Annotated in this window: 21 protein-coding genes; 9 read left to right on the top strand and 12 right to left on the bottom strand. The window is 54.0% G+C overall.

Annotated elements, in window-relative coordinates; translation table 11 throughout:
* Positions 1 to 2 precede the first annotated feature (2 nt).
* Entirely contained in the window at positions 3 to 512 is a 510-nt protein-coding gene (locus LAO76_22100; protein MBZ5493620.1) for a VOC family protein, read from the top strand.
* Complete coding sequence (locus LAO76_22095) at positions 473 to 1,015, top strand: GNAT family N-acetyltransferase (GenBank protein ID MBZ5493619.1); 543 nt, start codon at positions 473 to 475, stop codon at positions 1,013 to 1,015. Before LAO76_22100 ends, LAO76_22095 begins: the two co-directional genes overlap by 40 nt.
* Before the next feature lie 70 nt (positions 1,016 to 1,085).
* Here the strand turns inward: LAO76_22095 and LAO76_22090 are convergent, their stop codons facing one another.
* Positions 1,086 to 1,421 carry a (2Fe-2S)-binding protein gene (locus LAO76_22090; protein ID MBZ5493618.1) on the bottom strand — a complete coding sequence of 112 codons (336 nt, stop codon included), beginning with the start codon at positions 1,419 to 1,421 and terminating at the stop codon, positions 1,086 to 1,088.
* 239 nt (positions 1,422 to 1,660) lie between these two features.
* Here LAO76_22090 and LAO76_22085 point away from each other — a divergent pair, with 239 nt between their 5' ends.
* Entirely contained in the window at positions 1,661 to 1,885 is a 225-nt protein-coding gene (locus LAO76_22085) for a hypothetical protein (protein ID MBZ5493617.1), read from the top strand.
* A 27-nt stretch (positions 1,886 to 1,912) separates the two neighbouring features.
* Here LAO76_22085 and LAO76_22080 read toward each other — a convergent pair whose 3' ends face one another.
* From LAO76_22080 to LAO76_22055, 6 genes are all read right to left on the bottom strand, one after another.
* Positions 1,913 to 2,890 (bottom strand): phosphotriesterase-related protein, encoded by a 978-nt coding sequence (locus tag LAO76_22080; GenBank protein MBZ5493616.1) that lies wholly within the window; start codon positions 2,888 to 2,890, stop codon positions 1,913 to 1,915.
* Between the two features lie 132 nt (positions 2,891 to 3,022).
* Positions 3,023 to 3,832: an acireductone synthase gene (gene mtnC / locus LAO76_22075; protein ID MBZ5493615.1), complete on the bottom strand. Its 810-nt coding sequence runs from the start codon at positions 3,830 to 3,832 to the stop codon at positions 3,023 to 3,025.
* Positions 3,829 to 4,320: a YbaK/prolyl-tRNA synthetase associated domain-containing protein gene (locus tag LAO76_22070; GenBank protein ID MBZ5493614.1), complete on the bottom strand. Its 492-nt coding sequence runs from the start codon at positions 4,318 to 4,320 to the stop codon at positions 3,829 to 3,831. The genes mtnC and LAO76_22070 overlap by 4 nt, the downstream gene beginning before the upstream one ends.
* A gap of 48 nt (positions 4,321 to 4,368) precedes the next feature.
* Entirely contained in the window at positions 4,369 to 4,794 is a 426-nt protein-coding gene (locus LAO76_22065; GenBank protein MBZ5493613.1) for a cupin domain-containing protein, read from the bottom strand.
* A gap of 98 nt (positions 4,795 to 4,892) precedes the next feature.
* Complete coding sequence (locus LAO76_22060; GenBank protein MBZ5493612.1) at positions 4,893 to 5,915, bottom strand: alpha/beta hydrolase; 1,023 nt, start codon at positions 5,913 to 5,915, stop codon at positions 4,893 to 4,895.
* Positions 5,916 to 5,971: 56 nt separating this feature from the next.
* Positions 5,972 to 6,925 carry a hypothetical protein gene (locus tag LAO76_22055; GenBank protein MBZ5493611.1) on the bottom strand — a complete coding sequence of 318 codons (954 nt, stop codon included), beginning with the start codon at positions 6,923 to 6,925 and terminating at the stop codon, positions 5,972 to 5,974.
* 449 nt (positions 6,926 to 7,374) lie between these two features.
* On the opposite strand from LAO76_22055, the gene LAO76_22050 reads away from it, so the two are divergent.
* The 4 genes from LAO76_22050 to LAO76_22035 all read left to right on the top strand — a co-directional run bounded on the left by LAO76_22050 (position 7,375) and on the right by LAO76_22035 (position 11,589).
* Positions 7,375 to 8,295 (top strand): class I SAM-dependent methyltransferase, encoded by a 921-nt coding sequence (locus LAO76_22050; GenBank protein ID MBZ5493610.1) that lies wholly within the window; start codon positions 7,375 to 7,377, stop codon positions 8,293 to 8,295.
* A 120-nt stretch (positions 8,296 to 8,415) separates the two neighbouring features.
* Positions 8,416 to 10,296, top strand: a complete 1,881-nt coding sequence (locus tag LAO76_22045) for a non-ribosomal peptide synthetase (GenBank protein ID MBZ5493609.1) — start codon at positions 8,416 to 8,418, stop codon at positions 10,294 to 10,296.
* 16 nt (positions 10,297 to 10,312) lie between these two features.
* Positions 10,313 to 11,002 (top strand): methylthioribulose 1-phosphate dehydratase, encoded by a 690-nt coding sequence (gene mtnB, locus LAO76_22040; protein ID MBZ5493608.1) that lies wholly within the window; start codon positions 10,313 to 10,315, stop codon positions 11,000 to 11,002.
* Between the two features lie 20 nt (positions 11,003 to 11,022).
* Positions 11,023 to 11,589, top strand: a complete 567-nt coding sequence (locus LAO76_22035) for an acireductone dioxygenase (protein MBZ5493607.1) — start codon at positions 11,023 to 11,025, stop codon at positions 11,587 to 11,589.
* Positions 11,590 to 11,662: 73 nt separating this feature from the next.
* Here LAO76_22035 and LAO76_22030 read toward each other — a convergent pair whose 3' ends face one another.
* From LAO76_22030 to LAO76_22010, 5 genes are all read right to left on the bottom strand, one after another.
* A complete protein-coding gene (locus tag LAO76_22030) occupies positions 11,663 to 13,279 on the bottom strand; it encodes an MBL fold metallo-hydrolase (GenBank protein MBZ5493606.1) in 1,617 nt (538 codons plus the stop codon).
* 56 nt (positions 13,280 to 13,335) lie between these two features.
* On the bottom strand, positions 13,336 to 15,009 hold the full coding sequence (locus LAO76_22025) for a cyclic peptide export ABC transporter (protein MBZ5493605.1): 1,674 nt from the start codon (positions 15,007 to 15,009) through the stop codon (positions 13,336 to 13,338).
* 69 nt (positions 15,010 to 15,078) lie between these two features.
* Positions 15,079 to 17,607 carry an ABC transporter permease gene (locus tag LAO76_22020; GenBank protein ID MBZ5493604.1) on the bottom strand — a complete coding sequence of 843 codons (2,529 nt, stop codon included), beginning with the start codon at positions 17,605 to 17,607 and terminating at the stop codon, positions 15,079 to 15,081.
* Positions 17,608 to 17,628: 21 nt separating this feature from the next.
* Positions 17,629 to 20,880 (bottom strand): AMP-binding protein, encoded by a 3,252-nt coding sequence (locus LAO76_22015; GenBank protein MBZ5493603.1) that lies wholly within the window; start codon positions 20,878 to 20,880, stop codon positions 17,629 to 17,631.
* A gap of 26 nt (positions 20,881 to 20,906) precedes the next feature.
* The gene (locus LAO76_22010) at positions 20,907 to 22,982 is read right to left on the bottom strand and encodes an AMP-binding protein (GenBank protein ID MBZ5493602.1); all 2,076 of its coding nucleotides are present in this window, start codon (positions 22,980 to 22,982) and stop codon (positions 20,907 to 20,909) included.
* Positions 22,983 to 23,403: 421 nt separating this feature from the next.
* Between LAO76_22010 and LAO76_22005 the strand changes: the two genes are divergently transcribed.
* On the top strand, positions 23,404 to 25,407 hold the full coding sequence (locus tag LAO76_22005; protein ID MBZ5493601.1) for an alpha/beta fold hydrolase: 2,004 nt from the start codon (positions 23,404 to 23,406) through the stop codon (positions 25,405 to 25,407).
* A gap of 4 nt (positions 25,408 to 25,411) precedes the next feature.
* On the top strand, positions 25,412 to 25,726 hold the full coding sequence (locus LAO76_22000; GenBank protein MBZ5493600.1) for a hypothetical protein: 315 nt from the start codon (positions 25,412 to 25,414) through the stop codon (positions 25,724 to 25,726).
* Positions 25,727 to 25,836 lie beyond the last annotated feature (110 nt).

Genomic DNA, 25,836 nt, shown 5'->3' with positions numbered 1-25,836 from the left:
TCATGAGCAAAATACCGGCAACATCCCTGCGCGGACTCTTCGAAGCGCATCTACACGTCCTGGATCTGGAAAGGTCCATGAGGTTCTATGAGGATGTCCTCGGTCTGGAATTGGGCCGCCATGAACGTGCGCGACGCGCTGCGTTTTATTGGATCGGAAAGGACCAAAACACAATGCTGGGCTTATGGGAAGCGCCACCGTGGGTTGTGGATGTAACGAGCAACATCGTGCGAATGCAGCACATTGCATTTGCTGTGGGCCTGGAAGATATGAATGGCGTAATCCAAAACATCAAGAGGAAGAAAATCGAACTGAGAAACTTCTTTGGTGAAATTACCGATGAGCCGAGCGTGTTCGGCTGGATGCCTGCCGCTTCCATCTACTTCCAAGATGTTGACGGCCACTTATTGGAATTTATTGCCAGAATCGATCACGAACCGGTACCGGATATCGGCGCCGTATCTCTCTCGGAATGGAACGAGCGCTGCGGGCCAGTAACCGTAAAGCGATGACCAATGAAGCCTCAACGCCGGCGGCGATTATTCGTCGGGCTGTGGCAGAAGATGCTGACGGAATCATCCGCGCATTTCTTGAGAGCGCTGAACACCATGCCAGTCTTGATCCTGAGCTGTATTTTGTACCTGAGGTTGAAACCATAGCGGCACGTTACAAAGAAGGACGACAGCATCCGGCGCAGGGACGCGCAGAAAGCATCACGCTTGTCGCAGAGCTCAGGGCTGAAATCGTTGGATTCATAGATGTCCGGCTATATCAACCAATGGATGCCATGCACCGGCAAATGATCTACTGCCTCATTTCGGAGATCGCTGTAAAGCGCGAACATCAGAATCATGGCATTGGCGGGCAACTGCTGCGAGCGGCTGAGGATTGGGGTCGCCAACACGGCGCGGAATTCGCTGCCTTGGAATATCAAGCCGCAAACGCGCGTGCCGGTGCGTTCTATGAGCGCATGAATTACCGCTTAGCGTCCATCACAGCGATAAGACGTCTTTAAATTTAGCGTTGACATGAACCACAAGCTTTTCGGTTTAGCAGAAGCGGTAAGTCAGCGTGGCGGCGCGTTTTCAACTTTTCGTCTCTTTCACTTTTAGGTTGAGTCCCAGCTTGCGCAGGCAATACTTGATCTCCTGCGCCACTTCCGTCACGCGCATACCATCCTGCACCATCAGCTTGCATGAGATTGCGGTGCGGTTCTGCGTGCCCGGCCCAAGATCGTAATTCACGCGGCAATACTGGCACTCCTCATTCCAGCAGAACTTTCCGTAAGAGATATCTTCAGGAGAGAGAAATTGCAGCGCGCGCAGCAGCATATTGCCGTCTGGGACTTCAAACTGCTTTTCTCCCAGCGTGATCTTTACCAGCTTGTCATACGGACGAAACAGTGGCCCCGCGTTGGACATGTTTTGATTTTAAAGGAAAAAAGCGGCCACGGGATCACCCGTAGCCGCTTCTCGCATCGCACTTCCGCAGTGAAAGATTCCGTTTACCCCTCAGGAACCCTTCCCCACCACAGCTCAGATAAAAAATCAGAGCGTTATATATCTATAAACACCGCGGGCGAAAAAAGTTGCGGGGAACTCAGGCGGTTTGCGGCCAAGAGAAGAGGCGACATACGAAACATATTCGCCATCCAACCACCATGAAGCAACCAACCGACCAGCAAGAACGCAACGAAGACAAGAAGAAGCCGGAAAAGGAAAATCCCTCACACGGCATTGATCCGGAATCGAAAGAGCCGGAAATGGAAGTTGACCAGGACCGGGGCCCCCAGAAAGCACGCTCTTCGCTTTCTGGGGTGGAGGATCCCGGCGAGCGGCAGAAGGAAAATCAGAACCAGAAGAAAGATGATCCGCTTGCGGCCTGAGAAAACCTGGAACTTTTTGAGACCGGTTCAATAAGCGCCCTGCTGATCAAAGATCTTTCGTGGATTCGTGACCAGCATGGTCTGCAACTGCTCGTGGGTGACGCCCTTCTGCTTCAGCGCGGGAATTACATCATTATGGATGTGTAGATAGTTCCATCGCGGCAGCATCGTGGACAACGGACGTTCCGGCAGCCAGTGGTTGTAACACGCCGCGTCGTGCGAGAGCACCATTTTTTCCGCATGGCCGCGCTTGCACATGGCCGCCACGGTATTGACGCGGTCTTCAAAAGACAAAATCGTATCAATGCCAAAGCGGTCCATGCCGATGTATGAGCCGTTGCCAACAAGTTCTTCCAGATAGCCCAGATCGGTTGTGTCTCCGGAGTGGCCAATCACTACGCGAGAGAGATCGACGCCTTCTTCGCGAAAAATTCTTTGCTGGTCAAGCCCCACGCGCTTTCCGGCATGTGTATGAGTAGAAATCGGCACGCCGGTTTTTCGGTGTGCCTGTGCGGTGGCGCGCAGAATCCGCTCCACGTCCTTGGTCACACCCGGTTCGTCGGTAGCGCATTTCAAAATTCCGGCTTTCACTCCGGTATCGGCGATTCCTTCATTGATGTCGCGCACAAACATGTCCACGATCAGCTCTGGACCACCCAGAACCGTGCCCGGCCCGCGAAAATGAAAGTAGAGCGGCGCATCGTGATAGGTATAAATTCCGGTTGCAACGATGATGTTAATTTTTGTCTGATGCGCAATCTGCTTGATCCTGGGGAGATAGCGTCCCAGCCCAATCACCGTAAGGTCGACGATCGTGTCCACGCCTTTGGCCTTGAGTTCGTTCAGCCGCGTTATGGCATCGGCAACGCGCTGCTCTTCACGTCCCCACTCTTCCGGATAATTCTGGAGTATCTCGGTATCCAGCACGAACACGTGCTCGTGCATCAGTGTGGTGCCGAGCTGCGACGTATCAATGGCCCCGCGGACCGTTTGCACTTGTGCCATAGTGGAAAAATTCCTTTGGGTTACGGAAGAAAAGTATCCCAAGTGTTCTTGCTAGCGTCAAGAAAGAGCAGTGATTCCGAGTTCCCGTGAAGATATATTTTTCCTGGGGCAATTCCCGGTATAAACACACGGCTAGCGGAGATCGTGCAGCGAACTCACTACAGGATAGTTGGGAGCATTGGGGTACTGCGTGTTGCCTGGCCTGACGGCCAGCGCCACCGACATTCCAGCGGCGACGGCAGCGTCCAGTTCGTCGGGCACATCAGAGACAAAAAGGACGTCTGCCGGATTGGCCCGAAGCTCCTTGATGATCCGGGTATAGCTGTTCGCACTTTTTTTGGGACCCACATTGGTATCGAAGAAAGCTTCGATTTGAGGCGTTAGATTGCCAAACGGCGTGTTCTCAAAGACCATCTTTTGCGCAGCCACGCTTCCCGACGAATAGATTGCGATTCGCCTGCCCTGTTTGCGCCAGGCGGCAAAACATTCGGGCACATCGGCGAAAACCTCGCTTTGCAGTTCGTGGCTTGCGAAACCTTCCCTCCAGATATGGCCCTGGAGAGTTTTCAATGGGGTTGTCTTGCGGTCACGGTCCATAAGCCAGAGGCAATAGGCCACGGCAGAGTCGATGTACTTCCCATCTCCCTGGTTCCGGCCAAAGCCCGGCGCGCCGTCTTTCAAATCCTGCAAATTTTCTTCCTGCAGTCGCACCAGGGCATCTTTGATCTCAGGCTGCTCGCCGTGTTGCATCAGGTAGGACCGGATATTCTTACGAGCGTAAGGAAAGAGCTTCTCGTAGACGAAGCTGATAGGCGCGGTTGTTCCTTCCACATCCAAAAGAATGATCTGCGTCAGCTTCGCTGGGACCATCTCAGGCTCATTTCCGGTTTGCTGAGGCTTGACCGCGCTTCCATGATCGTTCGCTGTTAATGGTTTGCTCATTCGGCCGAGGCGGCAATCTTTTCGATGCGGGGTTGTGTAATGGCCAGATAATCACTCGTACGCAACGCCATGGATCGGTCAAGGCGCGCTGCGTTGAAAAAGATTTCCTCGTTCACTAGAAGCCCAGGATCGACAATGAGCTCCATTTCCGGCGTAAATGAGAATGGCAGGACCGTTCCCACTACACTGCCTGAGAGCTTCTCTGCAATGTCAGGAGAGGCAAAGGATATATATGTCCCTCCTAGCAATGATTTCACGGCATTTAAATTGACCCGGGCATCTCCAGCCACAACGCCCAGGATGTATTTGGTGGTTTTCCTGCCCAGCTTGGCCATGATCACGATGCATTTTGCCGCCTGTTCCAGCCGGTTGCCTCGCATCGGGCTCACAAGCTCGGTGCGCCCTTCAGCCGGATGATCGATTAGCCGGTACTGCGCTTTGTGTTGATCTAAAAGAGCGATTAAACGCTCATACGTTTCCTGTGACATTCGTTCTTCCGTCCTTGAATGTTCGCCCAATTTTGTGGACTTAAACGTTTAGTCGCCCGTAGGTTTAACGCCTGCGCCTTCAATCATCAATATGACCGTGCGCTCCGGCGCCCTGGTCTTATGGATAACTCCTTTGGGCACAGTGAAGCCTTGGTTGGGGAGAAGCTCTACACTGCGGTCCTGCAAATCAATGAAGAATCTTCCTTGCACCACATAGAAGAACTCGTCTTCCTCATCGTGCTTATGCCAGTGGAACTCACCGTGCACCACACCCAGCCTCACGACACAATCATTCACCCGGCAGAGCGTCTGGTTAAACCAGGGCTCTTTGCAGGCATTCACAAGGGCGTTGATATCTATCTTCTCCAGGTTTCCGAATTTCGCATCCAAATTAATGGAGTAGCTGGTTTGAGAACTCACAATAACCTCCAGAACATTTTCAGAATGGGAGCTAAAGCTGCTTTTATCACGCATCCGCAGTTTGCTACTGCTTTGACACGTATATCATAAATCGTGATCGCCGCCTCAACCAGCGCGTTTGCGGGGAGTGGGTCCATCAGCTATGGCAGGACTCAACCTGCTTTGATAACAGAAGCCAATTCCGTGTTCGACCTCATTGTCTCCGTTGCTGAAACTGCGAAGATGCTTCGCAACATCCCTGTGGCCTGAGCAATCGCAGCTTTGGCCGCGGGCAGATCGGCAAAGACATTCAGAAATGTGAATCCGTGAATCATCCCCAGATATCGCGTGGCAGTGACCTCCACTCCCGCGCGCGCAAGCTGCCGCGCATATGCTTCACCTTCATCCCGAACCACGTCGCACTCACCGGTGATGATCAATGCGCGCGGAAGCCCTTTAAGGTGCTCCAGGGAAGCCCTTAACGGCGACGCGGTAGGCTCCAATCGCACATTCGGATCGGGAGCATATTCATTCCAGAACCATTGCATGTCCTCCCGCGTCAGGAAGTAATCCTTCCCAAACTGCTGGTAAGACAAAGTTTCAAAATTGCAATCCGTGGTGGGGTAAAAGAGCACTTGCGCCAGGATTTTTGGTCCGCCACGTTGCCTTGCCAGCAAGGTAACCACGGTTGCCATATTGCCGCCGGCGCTGTCTCCCATCACCGCGATCCTTTCCGGATCAACGCCAATGCTTGCCCCGTGTTGCGCAACCCAGCAGGTGGCCGCATATGCCTCTTCAATAGCTGTGGGGTAACGCGCTTCAGGTGAGCGTGAGTACTCCACAAAGACAACCGCAGCTTCAGATCCGTAAGCAATCTCACGGACCAGGCGGTCATGGGTGTCTCGATCATTGACTACCCAGCCGCCGCCATGAAAATACATGATGCCCGGCAGCTTTCCACGGCTTCCTACAGGGCGGACAATGCGAATTCTGAGGCGGCCCTGGCTTCCAATTTCAATTTCCCTGTCTTCCACGTCTGCTTCGATTCTGGGCACGGGAAAACGCAGCTGCCCGATGACCGCCATGGCACGAGCAATATCCAGCGGAACCTCATAAAGATGCGGGCCGTCCTGCACTGCCAGTAAGCGCAGGAACTCCTTTACTTTACGATCAAGTATCAATTCAGAGCTCATCATGACTCTTTCCGCCCGGGCATGAGATCTACTCCAGAAAACCCCTATGCTTGCATTATCTATGTATTCCCCACATACCGGAGAACGGCCGCACTGACGATATGAGGCGACCATCCTAATAGCAGGTAATAACTGCCCGGCGCAAGCGTCTTTTCACTGGAATAATTCTTCAGGCTGATAAGGTTGTCACACGAATACACATGAGCGAACCTGGCGACATCCTCGCTGTAAACTCGGTCTAGCGCCACTTTCGCCGCATTCGCCATCACCCGCAGGTGGACCAGGCTGCCGTTGGTGCAAAAGAGAGCGCTAATATCCTCGGGTTGAATGCCGGCTTTTTCAAGTACTCCTCGGCTGATCTCCGTTATGTCCTGGACGCCCCCCACAAATTGATCAAAGTTCCCTAAACGTCCCATCGCGCCTAAATGAATATTGAACAGACTCTCACTGGCACAGATCTCAAAATTACCTTTGTCGGCTGACACAATGCAGGAAGCGGCGCCGTCGCTATAGACCGTACTGGCAGCCGGCCCCAACCTGCTGGGCGTCTCCTTGCGCCCAAAAAGAATCACCAGGACGTTCTTGGCTGGATTTTGCCCTGCTGTGAGGTCAGCAGCAATCCGCGCCGCTTCACCAAACGCGCTGCATGCCTGCAATGACAATCCAATCAAACGTGTCCGGATAAAACCGCTTTTGCGAAATATTGAAAACAAATCAGTTTCGGCGTCCAGTGTGTTGACCCAATCGGCATTCGAGGTGGCAAGCAGGATCAAATCTATCTCCTCAGGCCTCAATCCCGCGAGTTTCAGCGTCTCTTCTGCCGTGCTCATGCACATCTCAGGGATGGTGCGGCTGTCCTGATAAAAACTGCGCAGCCCCCTCCCCTTGAGATCATTCAGTATCTCGGGCGATATTCCCTCGCTCTCCCTCAAGCTCTCTATTGGACAGGGAGTACCAACCGAATAGGCAACACCAGACAAAAAACGATTCGCGCTTTTAACCATGGGTTCCATATATGATCGGCTTTGGGTCCCTAATTTAGATAAAGGATTGTCGTACGGTTTCGAGAGTAACACAGCAGATAATTTCCCGTCTAAGCCCCCCCTCAGCCTATACAACGGAATAAACAGCTATCCTTTCGGTCATAGGCTTTGTGTATCGGTTACGTTCCATTTTGGAACAAATTCCCATTTTGAAACCATCTCTCAATTTGGGAATTGTCAAAAAATTTTAACCTGCTTCACATTGATCTACTAATCACGGCGATGCTAGTATCGAGTTCGTCCAAGCTATATAAATCAAGAATTCATCTATATCACAGTTAGAACACGCGATAGAAGAGGTATTGAAGCTAGCCCTCATAAGGTATCTTTTTCACCTAACTATTAGGAAGTGTTAAAAGATATTAATTCACGAACGGTACCCTCATACAAGGAGATTACGACTAATGCAAGCTGCCGAGATGCAAGTATTACAGCCAGCCGACCTATACAAATTGGACGACGAAACTCGTAGCTTATTGATTGATTCAGCGCCACTGATGTGGGACTGGTCTCGAACAAAGTGCAAGCACAAAGAAGTTGGCGGGATGGAAGAATGGGCCAAGACCAATAAGGGCTCCGATGCTCCGGGCGCATGCGATTGGTATCATGGCACCTGGCAATTTTTACGTCTCCTGAATATGGTTGCGGTGCCACCGTGGTATGAGTTTTACAATGATGCTCTAAGTACAATTCTGCGCAAGAAGCCAACGGCCAACGTCCTTATTTCCGCCTGCGCAGACTATGGGATGCTGGCGACCCTGCATGAAGCGATCAAGACGGCAAAGGCAAATCCGACCATCAAAATCTACGATATTTGCGCCACGCCCCTGACCGCTTGCGAATGGTATGCCAAGCGGCACGGCCTTAAAATTGAATGCTTTGTGGACAATCTGATCACAAGCCCGTCCATGCCGCTGGGCAGCTTTGACCTGATTGTGACCGACGAGTTCCTCACTGTTTTGAAGAGTGAATATAAGCCAATGATTACCGAGCGTTGGCTGAAGCTCCTTGCGCCGGGCGGGTCGGTGGTTACCACTGCCATGATCGGCGGCGTCACGACCCCCGAATTGCGCCGCGGTTATGCAGAACGCAGCCGGAGCCTGTCCCAGATCGAAGCGGAGACCCTGGAGAAGACTGGCACGTCAATGTCAGATCTGCTTGAGAGGTTCGAGCAGTTCGCTGAGGTCCATACGCGGCATATGCTGGTGGATGAGAACGAGATTCGCGGGCTGTTTTCCAAATTCGATCTTAAATTCCTGAAAATGATTCCCACGCCGGGCGAGTGCGTAAACCCGACGAACTCGTACCAGATCGTTGCAGCCCGGCCGACAAACAGCTAGGCAGGATCGCAAGCTTCCTATGCTGCGTAATACAGCTTAAAGTAAGCCGCCTGAAACACTATCCTGTGTTTCAGGCGCGCTCTTTTCCCAACGTGTAAAATAATCCATGAGGAGAGAAGTATGGCCACAGTAGCCACCGGTGCTCATGAGCAGCTGCAACAGACACTGGCTGAATGGAATGCTACACAGAAAGACTATCCCCGCGACAAGTGTGTTCACCAGCTTTTTGAAGAAAGAGCGGCAGAAAATCCAGGCGCCACCGCGCTGGTTCATGGCGATCAGCAGCTCAGCTACAAGGATCTGGATGAAAGGGCCAACCAGCTTGCATGGTATCTGCAAAAACTGGGAGTAGGCCCTAATACCCTGGTGGGCATCTGCATGGAGCGCTCTATAGATATGATTGTGTCCCTTCTGGGAACACTTAAAGCCGGGGGCGCTTATGTTCCCCTGGATCCGGCATATCCACCAAAGCGTCTGAGCTCAATGGTAAGCGATGTGGAGATTAAGGTGCTGCTTACCCACCAAAATCTGGCTGACAGGCTGCCCGAAAACAAGGCAACCATGATTTTTCTGGACAGCCAGAAGGACTCCATTGCGGCTGAAAGCAAAACTCGTCCTGTGAGCGAAGCAACGCCGGATAGCCTGGTCTATGTGATTTTTACTTCAGGATCTACCGGCAAAGCCAAGGCTGCGGCCGTATTCCATCGCGGCTGGACCAATTTAATGCATTGGTTTGTTACGGAATTCAATGTAACCACCGCGGACAGGAATCTGGTGGTTAGCTCCTTCAGTTTTGACATTACCCAGAGAAGCATCGCTATGCCATTGATTCGCGGAGGGGAACTGCATCTGCTCGCCTCCAGCAGATTCGATCCAGGGCTGATTCTCGCAACTATCCACAAGAAACAGATCACCCTGATGAATTGCGCTCCCAGCACGTTCTATCCGGTGATTGAAAATCCGCTCCTGTCGCCGGCCCAGAAATTGCACTCGTTGCGGGTATTGTTCCTTGGCGGGGAAGCTATCTCGGCATCGCGCCTGCGGGAATGGGCTGAATCCACCGATTGTCGTGCGGAAGTGGCCAACGTGTACGGAGCAGCCGAGTGCAGCGATGTGTCTTCGTTTTACCGTCTCAAGGATTATGCCCGTTACGTGACTTCGTCCGTGCCGATAGGCAAGCCGGTTTTCAATACCCAGATCTATCTGCTCGACAGCGATTTGAAGCCCGTGGCCTTCGGCGAGCCGGGGGAAATATGCATAGCTGGAGACGGCGTAGGCAAAGGATATATTAATGATCCTGCCCTGACTGAGGAAAAGTTCGTCCCCAACCCCTTCAGCAGCGAACCCGGATCCCTGCTATACCGCACCGGCGATATGAGCAGATTTCTGCCGGACTGGAATCTGGAGTTTATCGGCAGGGTCGATCATCAGGTAAAGCTGCGCGGATACCGCATCGACCTTGGCGACATTGAAAACACTCTGCGACAGCATTCCGTGGTCAGGGAGGCGGTGGTTTTAAATAAAGGGTACGGTCCAAGCGACCAGCGATTAATTGCCTATCTGTCGCCCAAGGAAAAGAACACAACCCGGGAGAGGCTGGAAGAGGAACTTCGCCCCTTTCTGAAGGACAAGCTTCCGGAATACATGGTGCCCAGCGAATTTATCCGCGTTGAGGATATGCCGCTGAACCCGAATGGCAAAATTGATCGTTCCGCGCTTCTGGAGATCGATACTGGTGGCGCCGGGGTTAAAATTGGAGCGGAAGAGCCGCGCAATGCCATCGAAAAGGAAGTTGCCTCGGTTATCGCCCAGACCCTGAAGCTGGATCGCGTAGGCATCTATGACAACTTCTTTAACATTGGCGGAAACTCGTTTTTGCTTACAGAAGTCCTGATACCGCTTTGTGTCAATCTTCAAACCAGTCTGTCCATTGCCGACTTTCTCGCTGGTCCTACGGTGGCGCAGATTGCAAAACGTATAGAAGAGTTGAAATCTAAATAAACTCTGGACAGAACGTATGGCCTTCCCAATATCAAGTCGCGGCAATACCGGCCTGACGGTCCGCCAGGAGAATGACCACGAGTTCGAGGAACTCTCATCTGCCCTGGCTGGCATCGGCAAGGATTTCTACTCTCGTGGCTGGGTATTTGGCACCGGAGGCAACTTCAGTGCCGTGCTCAGCGGCGATCCGCGGCGGCTGGCCATTACGCCTACCTCGGTGGACAAAGGTACACTTGCTCCTTCTGACATCCTGGAAATCAATGAAGCAGGAGAGGTACTGACTGGGCGGTCGCGCCCTTCCTTTGAGTACCTCATTCATCTCGCTATTGTGCGGGCACAGAATGCGGGCGCGGTCCTGCATACTCATTCAATCTGGGCCACGGTCCTTTCCGAGCGCGAAGTCTCGCGCAACGGACTTAGCATAGAAGGATATGAAATGCTGAAAGGTCTCGAGGGCGTCAAGACCCACGAGCACCGGGAATGGGTGCCTATTCTCAAAAACTCTCAAGACATGGTTCAACTGTCGGGCCTGGTAGAAACCACGCTGAACCAGAGCCCGAATGCCCATGGCATCCTGCTTCACGGCCATGGCTTATATACCTGGGGACGAACGCTGCAGGAGGCGAAACGTCACGTTGAAATTTTCGAGTTCCTGTTTGAAGTTCTCGGCCGGACCACGTTCGGGCGGGAACAACGTTCACCATAGCATTATGCAAGAGGTGCAAGATGGCTGTTGTTACTATTCCAGAAGAAAATCGCACACTGTCCGATCCCGCAGAAATCACCTCATATCTGGCCGGTATCGGGATTGATTACGAGCAGTGGAACACGGATGTGGAAATTGAAGAAGGCGCCTCGCCCGAGGAAGTTTTGCAGGCTTATGCGCCGCACATCGAGCAATTAAAGGCCCGCGGCGGATATGTTACGGCCGATGTCATCGACGTAAATCCCAAGACCTCAGGCCTGGAAACCATGCTCGCAAAATTCAATATAGAGCACACCCATGATGAAGATGAGGTGCGTTTTATTGTTGCTGGACGGGGATTGTTCCACATTCATCCCCAAGGCAAACCGGTGGTCGGCATTGAGGTAGTCGCCGGCGACCTGATTCGAGTGCCACGGGGAACACTGCATTGGTTCAATTTATGCGTGGACCGCCGCATCCGCGCCATACGTCTGTTCCAGGATGTGGGCGGGTGGACACCGCATTACACCGGAAGTGGTGTGGACCGCAAATTTCAGCCTGTATGCTTTGGTCCAACCTACATACCGCCGCAGACCACTGTCAGCTAAGCAGTCTTTGGAAATGCCGTTTGAATCGTGATAAGAAGATTCGGCGCCCGCCAAAGCGGGCGCCGAATCTTCTTCACGCGACTGAAGTAGCCGCAACAGATTCTATGAGTATCTCTTTTTCGCCGAAGAGGCGTTCCGCAACGATTCCGTGCCGCTTGCAATAATCCAGCAGCTTGTTGGACTCGATAATAGGACGGCTTTCTTCGGTGTACTTCAGGCTCATCACATAATTGAGCCATGGCTCCTGTCCCATGGCATAGACATACACTTCACGGCAGCGGAACTGCTTCACCAGGTCCAGCGCCTGGTCGAAATTCGATCCGTAGAGCCGTCTTGACTGGTCATGGTCCCGCTCAAGAGGCCGGCTGAGCAGCGGACCATAGAGCCAGGAGAGAGGGGCTCCATCGCATTCCATGCCCAGGAACAAGGCATTCAGATCGCCGACCTCACGCTGTATGTTCTTATAAATCGCCGGCTCGATATTGCATGAGTCAGCCGCAAACAGCAGAGAACTCCGGGAGGTTTTAACCAGATATGCCATTTTCGTCCGGATATCCAGGTCACAATGCTCGCCCATGAATGGCACGCCCATGATTTGCATTTCGTCGGATTGCAACGTTTCGAGCTCCTGCAATTCCATGACTGACGGGAATCCGCAACTCTGAAGGAGCAGCTTCAGGGATGGGTCCTGCAAAGGACCACCACCGCCGCGCGGCACCACGATGTGGCGTATCTTGTGGCGAAGCTGCAGGAGGGTTTCAAACAGGACGTGGTCCTGATGATTGTGCGTGATCAGCACGTAATCGATCACCTCGGGCAAATCCAGATAGGTGTACCGTGAAATTTTGCTCTCATAGGTATAGCTCAGGACTGGATCGAAGAGCATGCTGACGCCGCCGGTCTCAACCAGAATGCACGCATGCCCGAAGTAGCGCCAGCGGATCCCTTTCCCGGTATAAGGTTTGTACGGGCGCGGCGGCTCGGGCGTAAAGAATGACTCAAACAATGCTTCCGAGCCGGCAGGCACATCGACCATGTCCCTGATCTTGTTCATGGGCTTGGGAGAAAACTTGAGGCGGAAAAGTTCATCAATTGAGCGATCGGCAAAGGGGATCTTCAAATGCAGGCTGCCGGGCGTCTCCAGGCGGGGAGTGCTCAGCACAAACGGCCGATCATCCTCTTGGATCGGCGACAACATTAAGCTCTGCGCCTCAGGATGGTAGTACTCGCTTTTGTAGAGCAGCGGCTCAATCAGCCGGAATGAGGGATTGTTGTTCAGGTCATAGACCAGCTCAACGTAGCCGCGCAGGGCGTCGGGAACGTCGTTGTATAAAGGATGCATCCACAAGCCATTCGCTTTGGAGCGTAGCATGGTGTTGAGCTGATCAATGGCCGCGGAAAGTTCAACCAGGTTGCTGCGTTCCTGTTTTGTCCTGTCACGCAGTGCCTTGATCTCATCCGCCCTCTTGCCGCCATAGTCAATAAACGGTCCTCCCAGCATGCGGGGATTCTTGACCGCTTCGGCATGCACCTGAGGAGCTGCGATGTAGGAATCCATGATCTTGAAGTGCCGTCCGCACATGTTCCGCGCATAAGTTGCGGGCGGGATTAAATAAGGCCACGCATACCAATGGTCTACGAGTGGTTCAACCTGGATATTTTGCCGTAAATAAAGCGGTTCTCGATTCATCTCTTACTCCTGTTTTCTAAACTCCAAAGCCGAATTTCAGTGCTTCACCGGCATTGTCACTGGTTTACCGCCACCACATGAACTCTGCGGGAGGCCTCTCCCTTGAGATCACTGACAATCTGGCCTTCGTCAAATTTAATAATTCGATCGGCCACGTGATAATAGCGATCGTCGTGGCTGATCACGAATATGGTTTTACCTCTGGCCTTCAGTTCCGGCAGAATCTGAAGGTAGAAAATATCTTTAAAATATGGGTCCTGGTCGGCGGCCCATTCGTCAAACACATAGACCTGCCGGTCTTCCAGATAGGCTGTGAGCAGGGCCAGCCGTTTACGTTGTCCTTGCGAGAGCTCAGTGGTGGAAAGCGTTCCGTTCTCAACTTTGACTTTATGAGCCAGCTTCAGTTGTCGCAGATAGGCATCCGCGGTGCTCGCCACCGCCGCGTCGGGCAATCCCAGTAATTGATCGAACAAAAAGAAGTCAGAAAAGACTGCGGTGAAGTATCCACGATATCTTTCCCTTTGCTGCGCGTGATTGACGGATAATTCTCCGTCAATGGTTATCTCACCCTGCTCAGGGGAATAGAGGCCTGTGAGCAGTTTGACGAAAGTAGTTTTACCGCTGCCGTTCCCTCCGGTAATGAAAACCAGCTCACCCCGGCAAAAATGAACATCGAGTGGTCCGAGCACAAAATTTTCCAGCTCGCCTTCACGACGGTAGGAGTGAGTGACTGCTTTGAACCGCAATTCCTGCCAGTCGCGGAGTTCATTGGCGGCCCCAGCGGCCTCGTCCTCGTTTTCCACCTGGGAAGAAAGCTGGAACCCAAGCTCTTTCACGTTTCTGATGGCCACGTTGGCCCGGGCAAGGGTGGGAGCCATGTTCATGATGACCTGTAAGGGTGTCATCATAGAGAGCAGGGCGAGCGTACACCCGGTCAGGGTGTCACGACTCAGTCCGCGAGAAGCAGGAAACGCGATAAGGACGAGACCTACCACAATAAACACCAGCGTCTGCCCCCACGTTGCCGACGCCGTATAAATCATCATCGCCGTCTTGTAGTGGGAACGGAAAGATGATGCCGTCCGATCAAGGAGGCTGGAGAAGAATGCATCGCGGCGGTCCTTGTGCAGTTTGAGTTCTTTCGACCCATAGAGCAGGGCCTGGAAATGCTTCAGCAGAGCCTCTCCATCTTTCCGGGCCCGGCGGAAAATGCCCTGCGCCTTTAATACCGGGAACTGATAGCAGGCACTTCCCAAAAAAACGAATAGGAGAATGATGGAGAGCACCTTCCATGAAAGCAGTCCGATATACAAAAGACAGCCGATTATCACAGTAGCGTTCAGGCACACCAGCGGGAGGACCTGTGCCGTGTTGGTAATGACCGGCAGATCATCGGTAAGAGCGGACAGCACCCGGTGTATCCCGAGTTGCTCCAGGTGACGCAATGGCGCCGCCAGGGCCTGGCGGCTTATCTGTATGCGGAGAGAATAAAGAGAGTCCTGACCAAGATTATTCAGAAGAACTTCTGAGACAAAACGTGAAAGCGGCAGCACAAGGCAGAGGCCCACAAACGCAAGCACAACCCGCGGACCACTGCTCCCGTCTCTTTTCAGTAACAGGTTGATCACGGCGAGCAGCGCCGCATTGCACGCGCCGCTGAAAACGCCCGCTACCAAACTGGCCACCACAGCTTTGCGGGAGTGCTTCAGAAAGAACCTTACAATCTCCATCTGCAACTCCTGGGGGCCGGCAGGCGCTCTCTTCCGCCGCCCCTTCGCTGTTTAGCCAGGTTGAGCATGCTATTCATCTCTCAGTGCGATGATCGGATCCACTCTGGTGGCGCGGCGGGCCGGGATGTAGCTCGCGACCAGCGCCACTGTTCCCAATAACGCGATCACAATCGACATCGCAGCCGGATCGGTGCTGGAAAGACCAAACAGCATCGAAGAAAACATATGGCCGGCAACCAGCGCCACCGGAACGCCAACGACGATGCCAATGACCACGAGCGTCAATGCTTCCCATAAAACCATGAACAAAACATCGATGCGTTGCGCTCCCAGGGCCATCCGCACACCTACCGAACGCGTCTTTCTGGTGACGATATAGGACATCACGCCATAGAGACCAACTGACGCCAACAGCAAGGCAACGATACCGAAGAATCCAGAAAGCTTGGCGATCAGGATTTCACCGTTGATCGATTCATCAACCGCAAGCGTCAAAGTGCGTGTGCTGATGATGGGAATATTCGCGTCAAAACCCTTGATTTCCTTGCGCGCCATTTCGATTATTGGCTCGGGGTTTCCGGAGGTCTTAAGAATGAAATGCAATTCTCCAGTCGGGTCTTCCGATTGGCTCAGGGGCACATAAAAGCGCCTCGGCACTTTGCCGCGCAGGGCCTGGTCGCGCGCATTCCCAGCCACCCCCACAATCTCCATGGTGGGATTTTTTAAGGTGGGATCATCAATGGTAATTTTTCTGCCAATGGGATCGCTCGACCCGAAATAGAAACGGGCCATCTCGTCATTAATGACAGCAACTCTGTGCGTGGATTCCAGGTCCTGCGCGCCAATCTCCCGGCCCGAGATCATCGGAATTTTCAGGATGCTGAAATAGTTAGCGCCCACACGCTCGGTTGGGGCTTGCAGATCGGCGTCCTTTCTGGGAATAAAGTTTTCCACTTTAATCTGGTCACTGGAATCGCTGCCGGAGAACAGGCCGTTTTTGGAAAATGTGACAGCTTGCACGCCGGGCAGCCCTGCAAGACGGCTGGCCATCTGATTGGCATAATTCACCCGTTGCTCAAATGCTTTATAGCCGGCTGAAAGAGGATCGGTGCGGAGCAGCACGAGATTTTCCTGGTTATATCCAAGGTCTACGTCGCGCAGCTTCTGCATGCTGCGCACCAGAAGGCTGGCCGCGAACAGCACTGCCACGGAAAGAGCCACCTGTCCGGTCGCCAGCACTTTACCCCAATTCCAGTGGAACGGTCCGTAGCGGAACTTTCCCGTTCCCTCGGTTTTGCTTCTGAGTGCGGAAGTGAGCGCCACATCGAGCGAGCGCACCGCTGGCACAATCCCAAACAGGATTCCCGTCAGCAAGGAAACCCCAAGAGTGAATCCCAGCACATTAAGGTCAATGGTGGCTTCAGTGCCGGTAGTGCGGCTCATCTGCAATAGCACTCCGGTTCCCCAGTAAGCCACAGCAATTCCCATCGCTCCACCCGCCAAAGCCAGAAGAATGCTTTCGGTCAGCAGCTGCCGGATGATGCGAATCCGTGGCGCGCCGATCGCCAGACGCACCGCGACCTCCTTTTGGCGGCCAAGGGCCCGTACGAGAAGCAGATTAGCAACATTCACGCAGGCGATGAGCAGCACCAGCCCCACAATGCCGACAAGCAGGAAAAGCGGCTGCTTGTATCTGCCCCGCACAAGCGAGAACCCTCGTGATCCTTCTGTAACCTCGACGTGCAGATTGGTAATCGCCTGCCGGTCCAGCCCAGGAAACTTTGCCGCCAACGGTCCTGCCACCTGTTGTTGAAAGATCAGGTTCATGTTGGCCGCAGCCTGGTTCATGGTCACGCCCGGCTTCAAACGGGCGATAATGTGGAGGAACGAAGCGCTATAGCTCTTAAGCCAGGGCCGGCCCGGAAGCAGTGCCGCCTGCATGGTTACCGGCACCCATATATCCTGGCGATCTCCAATGGTGTCTCCAAAAAATCCGGGCTGGGCCACGCCGATGAGAGTAAACGGATATCGATTCAGCAACAGGGTGCTTCCTATGGCTGCGGGATCGCGCCCCAGCTTTTCCGTCCAGAAGCCGTAGCTCACCACGGCAAGCGGATGCGCGTCTGGAACGTCGTCATCTTCCTGCGTGAGCGTCCTGCCCAAATAAGGGTTCACACCAAGGACTGAAAAATAGTTCCCGCTGACCAGGGAAGCCAATGCCTGATCGGTGATCGGGATAGCCTGCGTACCTGTGCCCGGTTTTGCAACCCTCACCCGGTTTACTTCGCCGCTGACCAGCATCCCGGAGAAAACTGTCTGGGAATCACGAAAATCCCGGTAAAGCGGATAAGAATAGATATCGGTTCGCGGCGGAGAGCCATCGGCCCGCAACTTCACCAGGGCTGGATCTCCCACCACCACCAATTCCTGGGGATTCTTTACCGGCAGCGGTCTCAGCATCACGGCGTTCACAAGGCTGAAAATAGCGGTATTGGCGCCAATCCCCAATCCCAAGGTCAGCACAATTGTGATCATGAGCAGTGGGGACCGAAAGAAAACCCGCAGCCCATGCCGAATATCCTGAAAGAATGTTTCCATCTTTTTATGTTCTCCCGTGTATCACTTTGCTATTGTTTGCTGCTGTACCGGAACGCGCGCAATTCTTTTGATTTGGGGGATGGCTTCCACTTGCGCTTCCGCATGGGAAAGCTCGGTAATCGCCTGGGCCAACTGGGCCACGGTGGGCGCTTCAAAAAGCCGGCGCAAGGGCAATTCTACCCCGAGTTCATGGCTGATTTGAGCCACTACCTGGGTAGCCAAAAGGGAGTGTCCTCCTATGCGGAAGAAGTCGTCATGAATGCCCACCCGCTCCAGTCCCAGGGTCTTTTCCAGAATGGCCACCAGCTTCCGCTCAATATCGCTTTCCGGCGGAGCATAGGGCGCGGCCGCATCCCGGGCCTTTTCCAACTGCTTCGCCAGCACCTTCAGCTTCAGGCGGTCCACTTCTGCTTCCCCAAGCCTCGGAATGCGCTCCACCAGATGCACCGTACGCGGCAACATAATCTTGGGGACCTTTTGTAATAACCAGGCTTCCAATTTGTCTGTTTCAGGTGCCTTTTCCCCGGCCACAAGAAACGCCGACACGCCGTTCTGTCCAATCAGGACGGCTGCATCCTGCAAGCCATCAAAACTCTTGAGCGCCGCTTCCACTTCTGCGGGCTCCACTCGGACCCCGGCAATCCATGCTCTTCCGTCGCGGCGTTCGAACATCCGCAACGTTCCATCGTTCGCGTGCCACCCCATGTCACCGCTGCGGAAAACGCAGGCCCCGCGTTCGCTGGAATACTCATCGCTTAAAAAAACCTCTTTCGTGCGTCCACCCAGGTTGTTGTACCCAAGCGCCAGGTGTTCTCCGCCAATAAAGATTTCACCCACAATGCCTTCCGGCTGCGGGTTCATGTCCGCATCCAGCAACTCCAGCTTTACGCCGGCGGCAAGGTACTCCGCGATCCCCTTTTTACGCTGCGAAAGAGGATATAAAGCGCACCAGCCGCAGGTCTCATTCAGACCGTAGGTGAGGTACACCTTGTCGAGCATCTCCCCTTTCAGGTTCTCTCCCAGCCGGGCCACGTCCGCGCCCCGGTCGGTGCACACGATGAATCTGACATTTTTCAGCGTGGTGCCGAACTCTCTGGCCAGCCGCTCTATTTCCGGACCGCGGGCAAAGAGCACGTCGACCTTCTGCTCGCGTATAGTGGAAGCCCATTTGCGCGGAGTTCCATCCGCATCCAGTTGCACGATGGTTGCACCCGTCCCTAGGCAATGCAGTACCTCAAGGATTCCATTTTCTTCCGTTGCCAGCTGCGGCCAGAGGCCGACCAGGTCCGCAGGCAGAATTTTTGCTTCTAAGGCAAAGGTCCGCGGCAACAGGCCGCGATGGGGAACCACCACACCTTCCGGACGGCCTGAACCACCGGATTGATAAACCAGCAGCGCCGGCTCTTCTGGTTTGCAGATTCTGGATTCGATTGGCGCCGTGGCTGAAGCTGATGGGCTGCCGCTCGCAATGACAATGCATTTCAGTCCAGCCTGGCGAAGCTGTGGCTCAAACTTTCCTTCCGTTAACGCCCAGCCTGCCTCAGCATCTTTGAGGATTGATTCCATGCGCGCAGTCGGCCCGTCAGTATCCACCGGCACCGCCACAGCTCCGGCTTTGAAAACACCTAACAACGCCAGGGCCATCTCCCCCGTCTGGCCGGTACAAACCGCCACCCGTGCGCCCGGCTGAACTCCTCCGGCTTGCAACTGCCCCGCAATTTCACCAGCTCGCTGATTCAGGTCCCGGTAAGTGATCTGGTTTTCGCCAATGATCAGAGCAACTTTCTTCTCGTCGCGGGCATGTTCGGCAATCAGTTCAGCCCATGTTTTCTGCGCGGCCAGAGGCGTGCGCGTGACCTTTGAGCGCCAACCCTGCGCCAGGCGGGAGCGCTCTTCCTCATCCACCAGCGGCGCTTGCGAAACCGGCCGGTCCGGATCATGCACCAGCGATTCCAGCAGGAAAACGTAGCGGCGCAATAGCGCGGAGATGGTTGCCGCCTCATATAGATCCGTGCTGTACTCCAGCGATCCCCTGATGAGGTTGCCGAACTCCTGCATCACTATCGTCATCTCAAACTTGGCGGTATCATTCGGCAGCTCAAGCATGCGAAGCTTGGCCGAGCCCAGTTCCAGTTCCGGCATGGGAGCATTCTGGAAGGCGAACACCGCCTGGAAAAACGGCGTTCTGCCTGAATTGCGGTCTGGCGAGAGTTCTTCCACCAGCTTTTCGAACGGCAGCTCCTGGTGCGCATAGGCACCGAGGGTCGTCTCTTTCACCTGCCGGAGCAACTGGCGAAAGGTAATCCCGGGATCGAAATTCGCCTTCATCACCAGAGTGTTGACGAAAAATCCGATCAGCAGTTGCGCCTCTTTCTGAGTGCGTCCGGCGATCGGCGAGCCCACAAGGACCTCCGTCTGCCCGCTGTACCTGTGCAGAAGAGTTTGAAAAGCTGCAAGCAGCACCATGTACAAGGTAGCGCCGTGCTCCTGGGCAAATAGCTTCACGTCCCGGGCCAGTTCCGGCTCAATCTGTACTCTCTCCGTCGCCCCCTTATTGGCCGTGCGCGCGCCCCGGGGATGATCTGTCACAATTTCCAGTGTGGTAGATCCCTCCAGCTGATTCTTCCAGTAGTCAACCTCGGCCTGCAGGCGTTCACCGCTCAACTGCTCCTGCTGCCAGGCCGTGTAGTCCACGTACTGGATTGGCAATTCCGGCAATGGCGACGGCATGTCCTGCGCAAACGCACTATATAAGTCAACCAGTTCGCGCACCAGGACGCCCACCGACCAGCCGTCGGAAATGATGTGGTGCATCATCACTACCAGCCAGTAATGTTGTTCTCCCAGCTGCAACAGGCTCACACGGAACAGCGGTCCGCGCTTAAGATCAAAGGGAGCATTGGCTTTCTCCCGCGCGAGTTGTTCGGCTTTGGTCGCCCGCTCCTGCTCTGGCAGTGACTGCAGGTCCACAACTTCGATGCTCAGAGGCATGTCCGCATAAATCACCTGCTGCGATTCGCCCTGCTCGCCGCGAAAGAGCGTTCGCAGAGATTCATGGCGGCGCACGATCTCCTGCAGGCTTTTTTTCAGCGCTTCTGTATTGATCTCACCTTCAATTTCTACCGCCCCCGAAACGTTATAAGACACATCACCAGGAACAAGCTGGTCCAGAAACCACAAGCGGCGTTGCGCAAAAGAAGCCGGAAACGCAAAGCTTTGGGATGATTCCTGCGGAGCATGCGCTAACGAATTGGAAGTAGAAGTGGTTGCCATGGCTAATCTCCTGGAACAGGAATCATCTAATCGCGCAATGCCGCTGCCGGACGGGCCAGCCGTTTGATTGGAGAAATGCTTTTCTTACCCAATCCTGTAGCGGCTCCGGAATTAGTAATGATCTCCGCGAGCCTTTTGATGGTTGGCGCTTCAAACAGTTGGCGAATGGGCAATTCCACGCCTATTTCATCGCTGACCTGTGCCAGCATCTGGGTTGCCAGCACTGAGTGCCCCCCGATCTGGAAAAAATCGTCTTCAATGCCCACCCGCTCCAGCGCCAAGGTGCGCCTCCAGATCGCCGCCAGCTGCTGCTCGAGTTCGGTCTTGGGCGCTACGTACGCCACCGGGGTTACAGTTTGTTGTTCCAGGGAGGAAATCGCCAGAACCGGCAGCTCGCCCGCGATAAAACTTTTCTGACAGCCGCGCCGCTGGAGCTTTCCGCTGGAGGTTTTGGGAATTGTACGAGGCGGCAGAAGACCTACAATGTGAACAGGCACGCCGTACTCGTCTAAAATGGCGGCGCGGATGGCCTGCACAATCTGTTGTCGGTCCGGGTGTTGCGGACTGACCTCGGCCAAAACAATCAATCTTTCTTCCTCACCGGATTCCGAGGAAAAGGCAACGCAGGCGCCTGACTTCACAGCGGAGTGGGCCATCTGCGCCGTCAGTTCAATATCCTGCGGATAGAAATTCCTGCCCTGTAGGATAATCAGGTCCTTGAGACGGCCCGTCACAAAAAGCTGGCCGCCCACCATAAACCCAAGATCGCCGGTACGCAGGTATGAACGATCTCCATCACTATGGGCAAGACGGGCCGCAAAAATGTCACAAGTCTGCTCGGGCTGGTTCCAGTAGCCTTTGGCCACGCTGGGGCCGGAAATCCAGATCTCGCCAATCTCTCCGTCATCGCATCGCTCTCTGCTTTGCGGATCGACAATCAGCACGCTTATCTCCAGCTGGCTTTCTCCGGCACAAACCAGGGTTCGGCTGCCGGTTCCGGCGGCTGGAGTTTCAACAGCCCGGTTCCGCTCCAGGGTTTCCGCGGCATAGGCCCTGGATTCCGGCGACGCGCCGGGCCTTGTTCCGCTGACGAAAAGCGTTGCCTCAGCCAATCCATAGCAGGAGAGAAATGCTTCTCGCCGGAACCCGAACGGCGCAAAGGCCGACGTGAACCGATCCAAAGTGTCTTTGCGGACCGGCTCCGATCCGTTAAAGGCGGTTTTCCATGAGCTCAGGTCCAGATGCTCGCCGGGACCGAGCTTGCTCACGCACAAGTCAAAAGCAAAATTGGGCCCTCCGCTCACCGTGCCGCGAAATTGCGAAACTGCGCGCAGCCAGCGGAGAGGACGCTGCAGGAACGCCATTGGCGACATGAAAGTACAAGAAGCCCCGGCAAATAATGGCTGCAGTACGTTGCCAATCAGTCCCATGTCATGGTAAAGGGGCAGCCACCCTACCACGTGCATGGCGGAATCGGTAGCAAAGCCTCTCTGGATAAGGGATTCATTGTGGAGCACATTCCCATGGCTCACCATTACGCCCTTGGGTTGTCCCGTGGAGCCGGAGGTATATTGCAGAAAGGCCAGCGTCTCCTCGCTGATGCTGGGACGCGTCCACTCCGGCGCAGGCTCATTCAGGATTTCTGAAGTGGCTACCCACTGCGCAGCTCTCAATGCTGGAGCTTGTTGCTCCAGTGATCGGCTCAGCTTGAGAAATGCCGAATTCGTAAGGACAAAACGGCATTCTGCGTTCTTCGCGATTCCCTCAAGCCGTGAAAGAGTGCGGTGCGGATATGCGGGAACGGCAATCACACCGGCATAAAGACTTCCCAGAAATGCGGCAATGAATTCCAGACCTGCGGGGTAAAGGAGCAGAGCGCGGTCGCCGGGAACTGCGTCCAGTGCCTGGAGATGGGCGGCTATACTTCGGGCATACCGCTCCAGATGAGCATAATTCCATTCTTCTGTTGGCCCCTGCGCGTCTCCAGAAGCGAGAAATCGGTACGCCAGGGCTTCCGGCTGCTCTTCCGCTCGCAGACGCAATAGATCAACAATGCTTCTGATGTTATGGAATGGAAGATCTTTGCCTGCAAGGACACTCATATGAATTCTTACGCACGTTAGTAAGTTTAAACTATTCCAATAACCTAAGAAATTCCCATTTCGGGAATAATAGTTCCATTATGGAACACGATAGTTGTCTGTTCGGATTTTCAATCCATGTAATAACACAAAAATACTAAACATTTCACAGTAAGTATCCTGTTGTTCTGATCTTAATATAAACTGAATTTGGCTTTCGAGCGTTGACTGGATAAAACTGTATTTATACTAGGGACCGGATCTCAAGCCTGATAATCAAGCTTGAACGTAAGTAGCATTAGAACGGGTTAACCATCTGCAGTTTAACCCACGGGTGGTTACTCGCTACGGAAGTTAAATTCCAGAAACCCTGTATTGCGCATGGCCAGCCTGCCTTTCATACTGCTGGGCGGCCCGCTGTGATGCGTGGGTGGAGCGTGTAATGCCGAGACTTCTCTTTGCCGGGTCAGATTTCATTCTCGACAGTTACATGGCGGCAGAGTCGCTGCTGCAACCATCGACCTCCGTCTGCATCCTCTTGAAGCGCGAAGATTCGCATCTCAAGGAAGAGATACAGCATTTTGTATGTGGCATTCTGCAGGAAACCATGCAGAAGGAGCCCGCCGAAGCAGCTTGTGGCAATCTCATTGTGACTGCAGCCGAGTCAGATGATCCGGCAGACATGGCCCGGACCATCAGGGAATTTGACGCGCAACAAGTTTGGTTTACCCCTGCCGTCCGGTCTGCACGCATCGGGCCAGACGCGCAATCTCACCTGGCTCGTTTGCTGTCAGCCTTGCGCAGCTCCCCTATTAAGTATTTCAATTATGTCGCGCCTTGCGCTGTGAACAATCAATTTGTGGACCAGGGGCGTGGAGAGCAGAATGATTTTGAAAGTTCCCGGGCTGCACAATTCCAGTCCAGCCAGCTTCCCTTCAGACTGTTCCATATTCCATTGATTGTGGGAGAGTATCTATCCTCCCGGATGCCCACAGGCCATCCTTTCCTTCTTTTTCTGGCGGAGCTTAACCAGCTAAAAAGGGAAATTGAGGAACGTTATCTTGACTATTTCGAATACCAGTCACTTCGCTGCCCGGCGCCAGCCAATTCTCATTTGAACCTGATACACGTCCGGGAAGTGGCAAGAACGTTATTGAGGATCTCCTCAGATGAAGGTGCGACCGGGCGAACGTACCGGATTGCAAGTCGTAAAAATATTTCCTTCGATCAATTATGTGAATGGGCAGGCATAGCATATGAGCTCAATCTGATGAGCGTGGATGACCCGGATGAACTGAACGCCATTGACCGGCTATTTGCCGAACGGGTCGCAGCTCTCAGCAGGTTCTTTGCGCCGTCGTCCGAAAGCCCGCTCCGGAAAGACTGCGAATGCGTCTCCCTGGAAAGCCGCTTTATGGAAGAGAAGTTTGCCATCGCGGAATTAAGGAAGATACGACGCCGTCAAGCGGCGGAGATGGACCGCGACCTGGCGCGCGCCGCGGCGTTGTCCGCAGAATTGCGCCCCACGACTGTGCATGTCAATGAAGGCGAGCTGACTTACTTCACGGCGGGTTTCCATGGCACTCCGGTGGTTATGATCAACGCTCTGGGACAGGGATTGCGCTATTGGTCCAGACTCATGAGCGAGCTCTCGCAAGAGCACAAAGTTGTCATCTGGGAGCCAAGGGGGACCGGCTCCGCTCCTCATCCTTTCTCCATTGCTGACCAGGTAAACGATCTCAACGCCATTCTTTCCCATGAAGGCATAGAGAGTTGTCATCTGATTGCATGGTGTACCGGTCCGAAGGTAGCGATTGAATTTTATCTGCGCCGGCCTGAAGCTGTTGCTTCCATGGTCCTTCTCAATGGGGCGTACAAATGCCCGACTACGCCGAGTACGCTCATTTCGGAATATGAGAATAATTTAGAAGGATTGTTCCGCGCGCTCGATAGCTCCCCCACTATGGCTTCTGTCATCCGCAATGCACTGCTGCAAAGCGCGGTGGATTCTGAAATACCTTCGCCATCTGAGATGGATGGGAAAGAACTGGCATCGCGTGTGCTATTGCTGAAGAGCCGTGACTTGCAGACCGAGGTGCTTAAACCTTTTGAGTCGGAGTTGAGCACGCTCAACTATGCCCGCCAGGTACTTGAGTTTTATTCCTGCGATGTTGGTCCCAAAGCGCCAAAAGTGGAGGTGCCGGTGCTGTTGATTGGAGGAGAGTATGACCAGATTGCCTCCCCGGCGCTTTCGCGCCATCTTGCACAGAGCCTGCCTTCTTCGCGCTATGTGGAGATGAGGGGCGCCACGCACTACTGTCTTTATGAGCAATCCGGCAGGGTTTGTGGGCTGATTCAAGAGTTTTTCAGTGAGTTGGAAAATTCCGGTAAGCTGCCTCCGGTACAACAGGCGGCTTATGCCGGAGAGTTCTCAAAAAGAGCATGAGGTTATGAGCAATACCATCAGCACAGCTACTCCCTCTACCAGGCGCGTTCCGTATTGCGCGCCGCGCAATCAGGTTGAACAATCGCTGGCCGTAATATGGGCTGAGACTTTAAAACTGGATGTTGATACCGTTGGAATTAACGATAGCCTAGCCGATCTTGGCGGCACACATTCCCTGCTGGTCATACAGCTCATTGTCCGGATCGCTGGTGAATTCGGGGTCGAGCTTCCACTCGCCGAAGTTCTCTCGAAACCTACTATCAGCCAGCACGCGGTGCTCATTGAGAGCGTCCGCCAACAGAAGCCCGCTTCAGGTTAGGAATACTTCACCATCATGAACCAGCGCATAAGCGCATCCGCCGCATAAGTTGTACTCTAAGACTCTCGCCCGATTACGATTTTGGCATCTTATTTCGTGCTGCTGGGAAG

The organism is Terriglobia bacterium, assembly GCA_020072645.1.
Taxonomy (GTDB): domain Bacteria; phylum Acidobacteriota; class Terriglobia; order Terriglobales; family Acidobacteriaceae; genus Angelobacter.
The sequence above is the reverse complement of the archived record's forward strand: the minus strand, read 5'-3'. Positions and strand labels throughout refer to the sequence as shown.

What these genes read in the sequence shown, in the direction of transcription:
- LAO76_22100 (MBZ5493620.1), top strand. Translation starts at nt 3, where the DNA reads ATGAGCAAAATACCGGCAACATCCCTGCGCGGACTCTTCGAAGCGCAT.
- LAO76_22095 (MBZ5493619.1), top strand. Translation starts at nt 473, where the DNA reads ATGGAACGAGCGCTGCGGGCCAGTAACCGTAAAGCGATGACCAATGAA.
- LAO76_22090 (MBZ5493618.1), bottom strand. Translation starts at nt 1,421, where the DNA reads ATGTCCAACGCGGGGCCACTGTTTCGTCCGTATGACAAGCTGGTAAAG.
- LAO76_22085 (MBZ5493617.1), top strand. Translation starts at nt 1,661, where the DNA reads ATGAAGCAACCAACCGACCAGCAAGAACGCAACGAAGACAAGAAGAAG.
- LAO76_22080 (MBZ5493616.1), bottom strand. Translation starts at nt 2,890, where the DNA reads ATGGCACAAGTGCAAACGGTCCGCGGGGCCATTGATACGTCGCAGCTC.
- mtnC (MBZ5493615.1), bottom strand. Translation starts at nt 3,832, where the DNA reads ATGAGCAAACCATTAACAGCGAACGATCATGGAAGCGCGGTCAAGCCT.
- LAO76_22070 (MBZ5493614.1), bottom strand. Translation starts at nt 4,320, where the DNA reads ATGTCACAGGAAACGTATGAGCGTTTAATCGCTCTTTTAGATCAACAC.
- LAO76_22065 (MBZ5493613.1), bottom strand. Translation starts at nt 4,794, where the DNA reads ATGCGTGATAAAAGCAGCTTTAGCTCCCATTCTGAAAATGTTCTGGAG.
- LAO76_22060 (MBZ5493612.1), bottom strand. Translation starts at nt 5,915, where the DNA reads ATGATGAGCTCTGAATTGATACTTGATCGTAAAGTAAAGGAGTTCCTG.
- LAO76_22055 (MBZ5493611.1), bottom strand. Translation starts at nt 6,925, where the DNA reads ATGGAACCCATGGTTAAAAGCGCGAATCGTTTTTTGTCTGGTGTTGCC.
- LAO76_22050 (MBZ5493610.1), top strand. Translation starts at nt 7,375, where the DNA reads ATGCAAGTATTACAGCCAGCCGACCTATACAAATTGGACGACGAAACT.
- LAO76_22045 (MBZ5493609.1), top strand. Translation starts at nt 8,416, where the DNA reads ATGGCCACAGTAGCCACCGGTGCTCATGAGCAGCTGCAACAGACACTG.
- mtnB (MBZ5493608.1), top strand. Translation starts at nt 10,313, where the DNA reads ATGGCCTTCCCAATATCAAGTCGCGGCAATACCGGCCTGACGGTCCGC.
- LAO76_22035 (MBZ5493607.1), top strand. Translation starts at nt 11,023, where the DNA reads ATGGCTGTTGTTACTATTCCAGAAGAAAATCGCACACTGTCCGATCCC.
- LAO76_22030 (MBZ5493606.1), bottom strand. Translation starts at nt 13,279, where the DNA reads ATGAATCGAGAACCGCTTTATTTACGGCAAAATATCCAGGTTGAACCA.
- LAO76_22025 (MBZ5493605.1), bottom strand. Translation starts at nt 15,009, where the DNA reads ATGGAGATTGTAAGGTTCTTTCTGAAGCACTCCCGCAAAGCTGTGGTG.
- LAO76_22020 (MBZ5493604.1), bottom strand. Translation starts at nt 17,607, where the DNA reads ATGGAAACATTCTTTCAGGATATTCGGCATGGGCTGCGGGTTTTCTTT.
- LAO76_22015 (MBZ5493603.1), bottom strand. Translation starts at nt 20,880, where the DNA reads ATGGCAACCACTTCTACTTCCAATTCGTTAGCGCATGCTCCGCAGGAA.
- LAO76_22010 (MBZ5493602.1), bottom strand. Translation starts at nt 22,982, where the DNA reads ATGAGTGTCCTTGCAGGCAAAGATCTTCCATTCCATAACATCAGAAGC.
- LAO76_22005 (MBZ5493601.1), top strand. Translation starts at nt 23,404, where the DNA reads ATGCCGAGACTTCTCTTTGCCGGGTCAGATTTCATTCTCGACAGTTAC.
- LAO76_22000 (MBZ5493600.1), top strand. Translation starts at nt 25,412, where the DNA reads ATGAGCAATACCATCAGCACAGCTACTCCCTCTACCAGGCGCGTTCCG.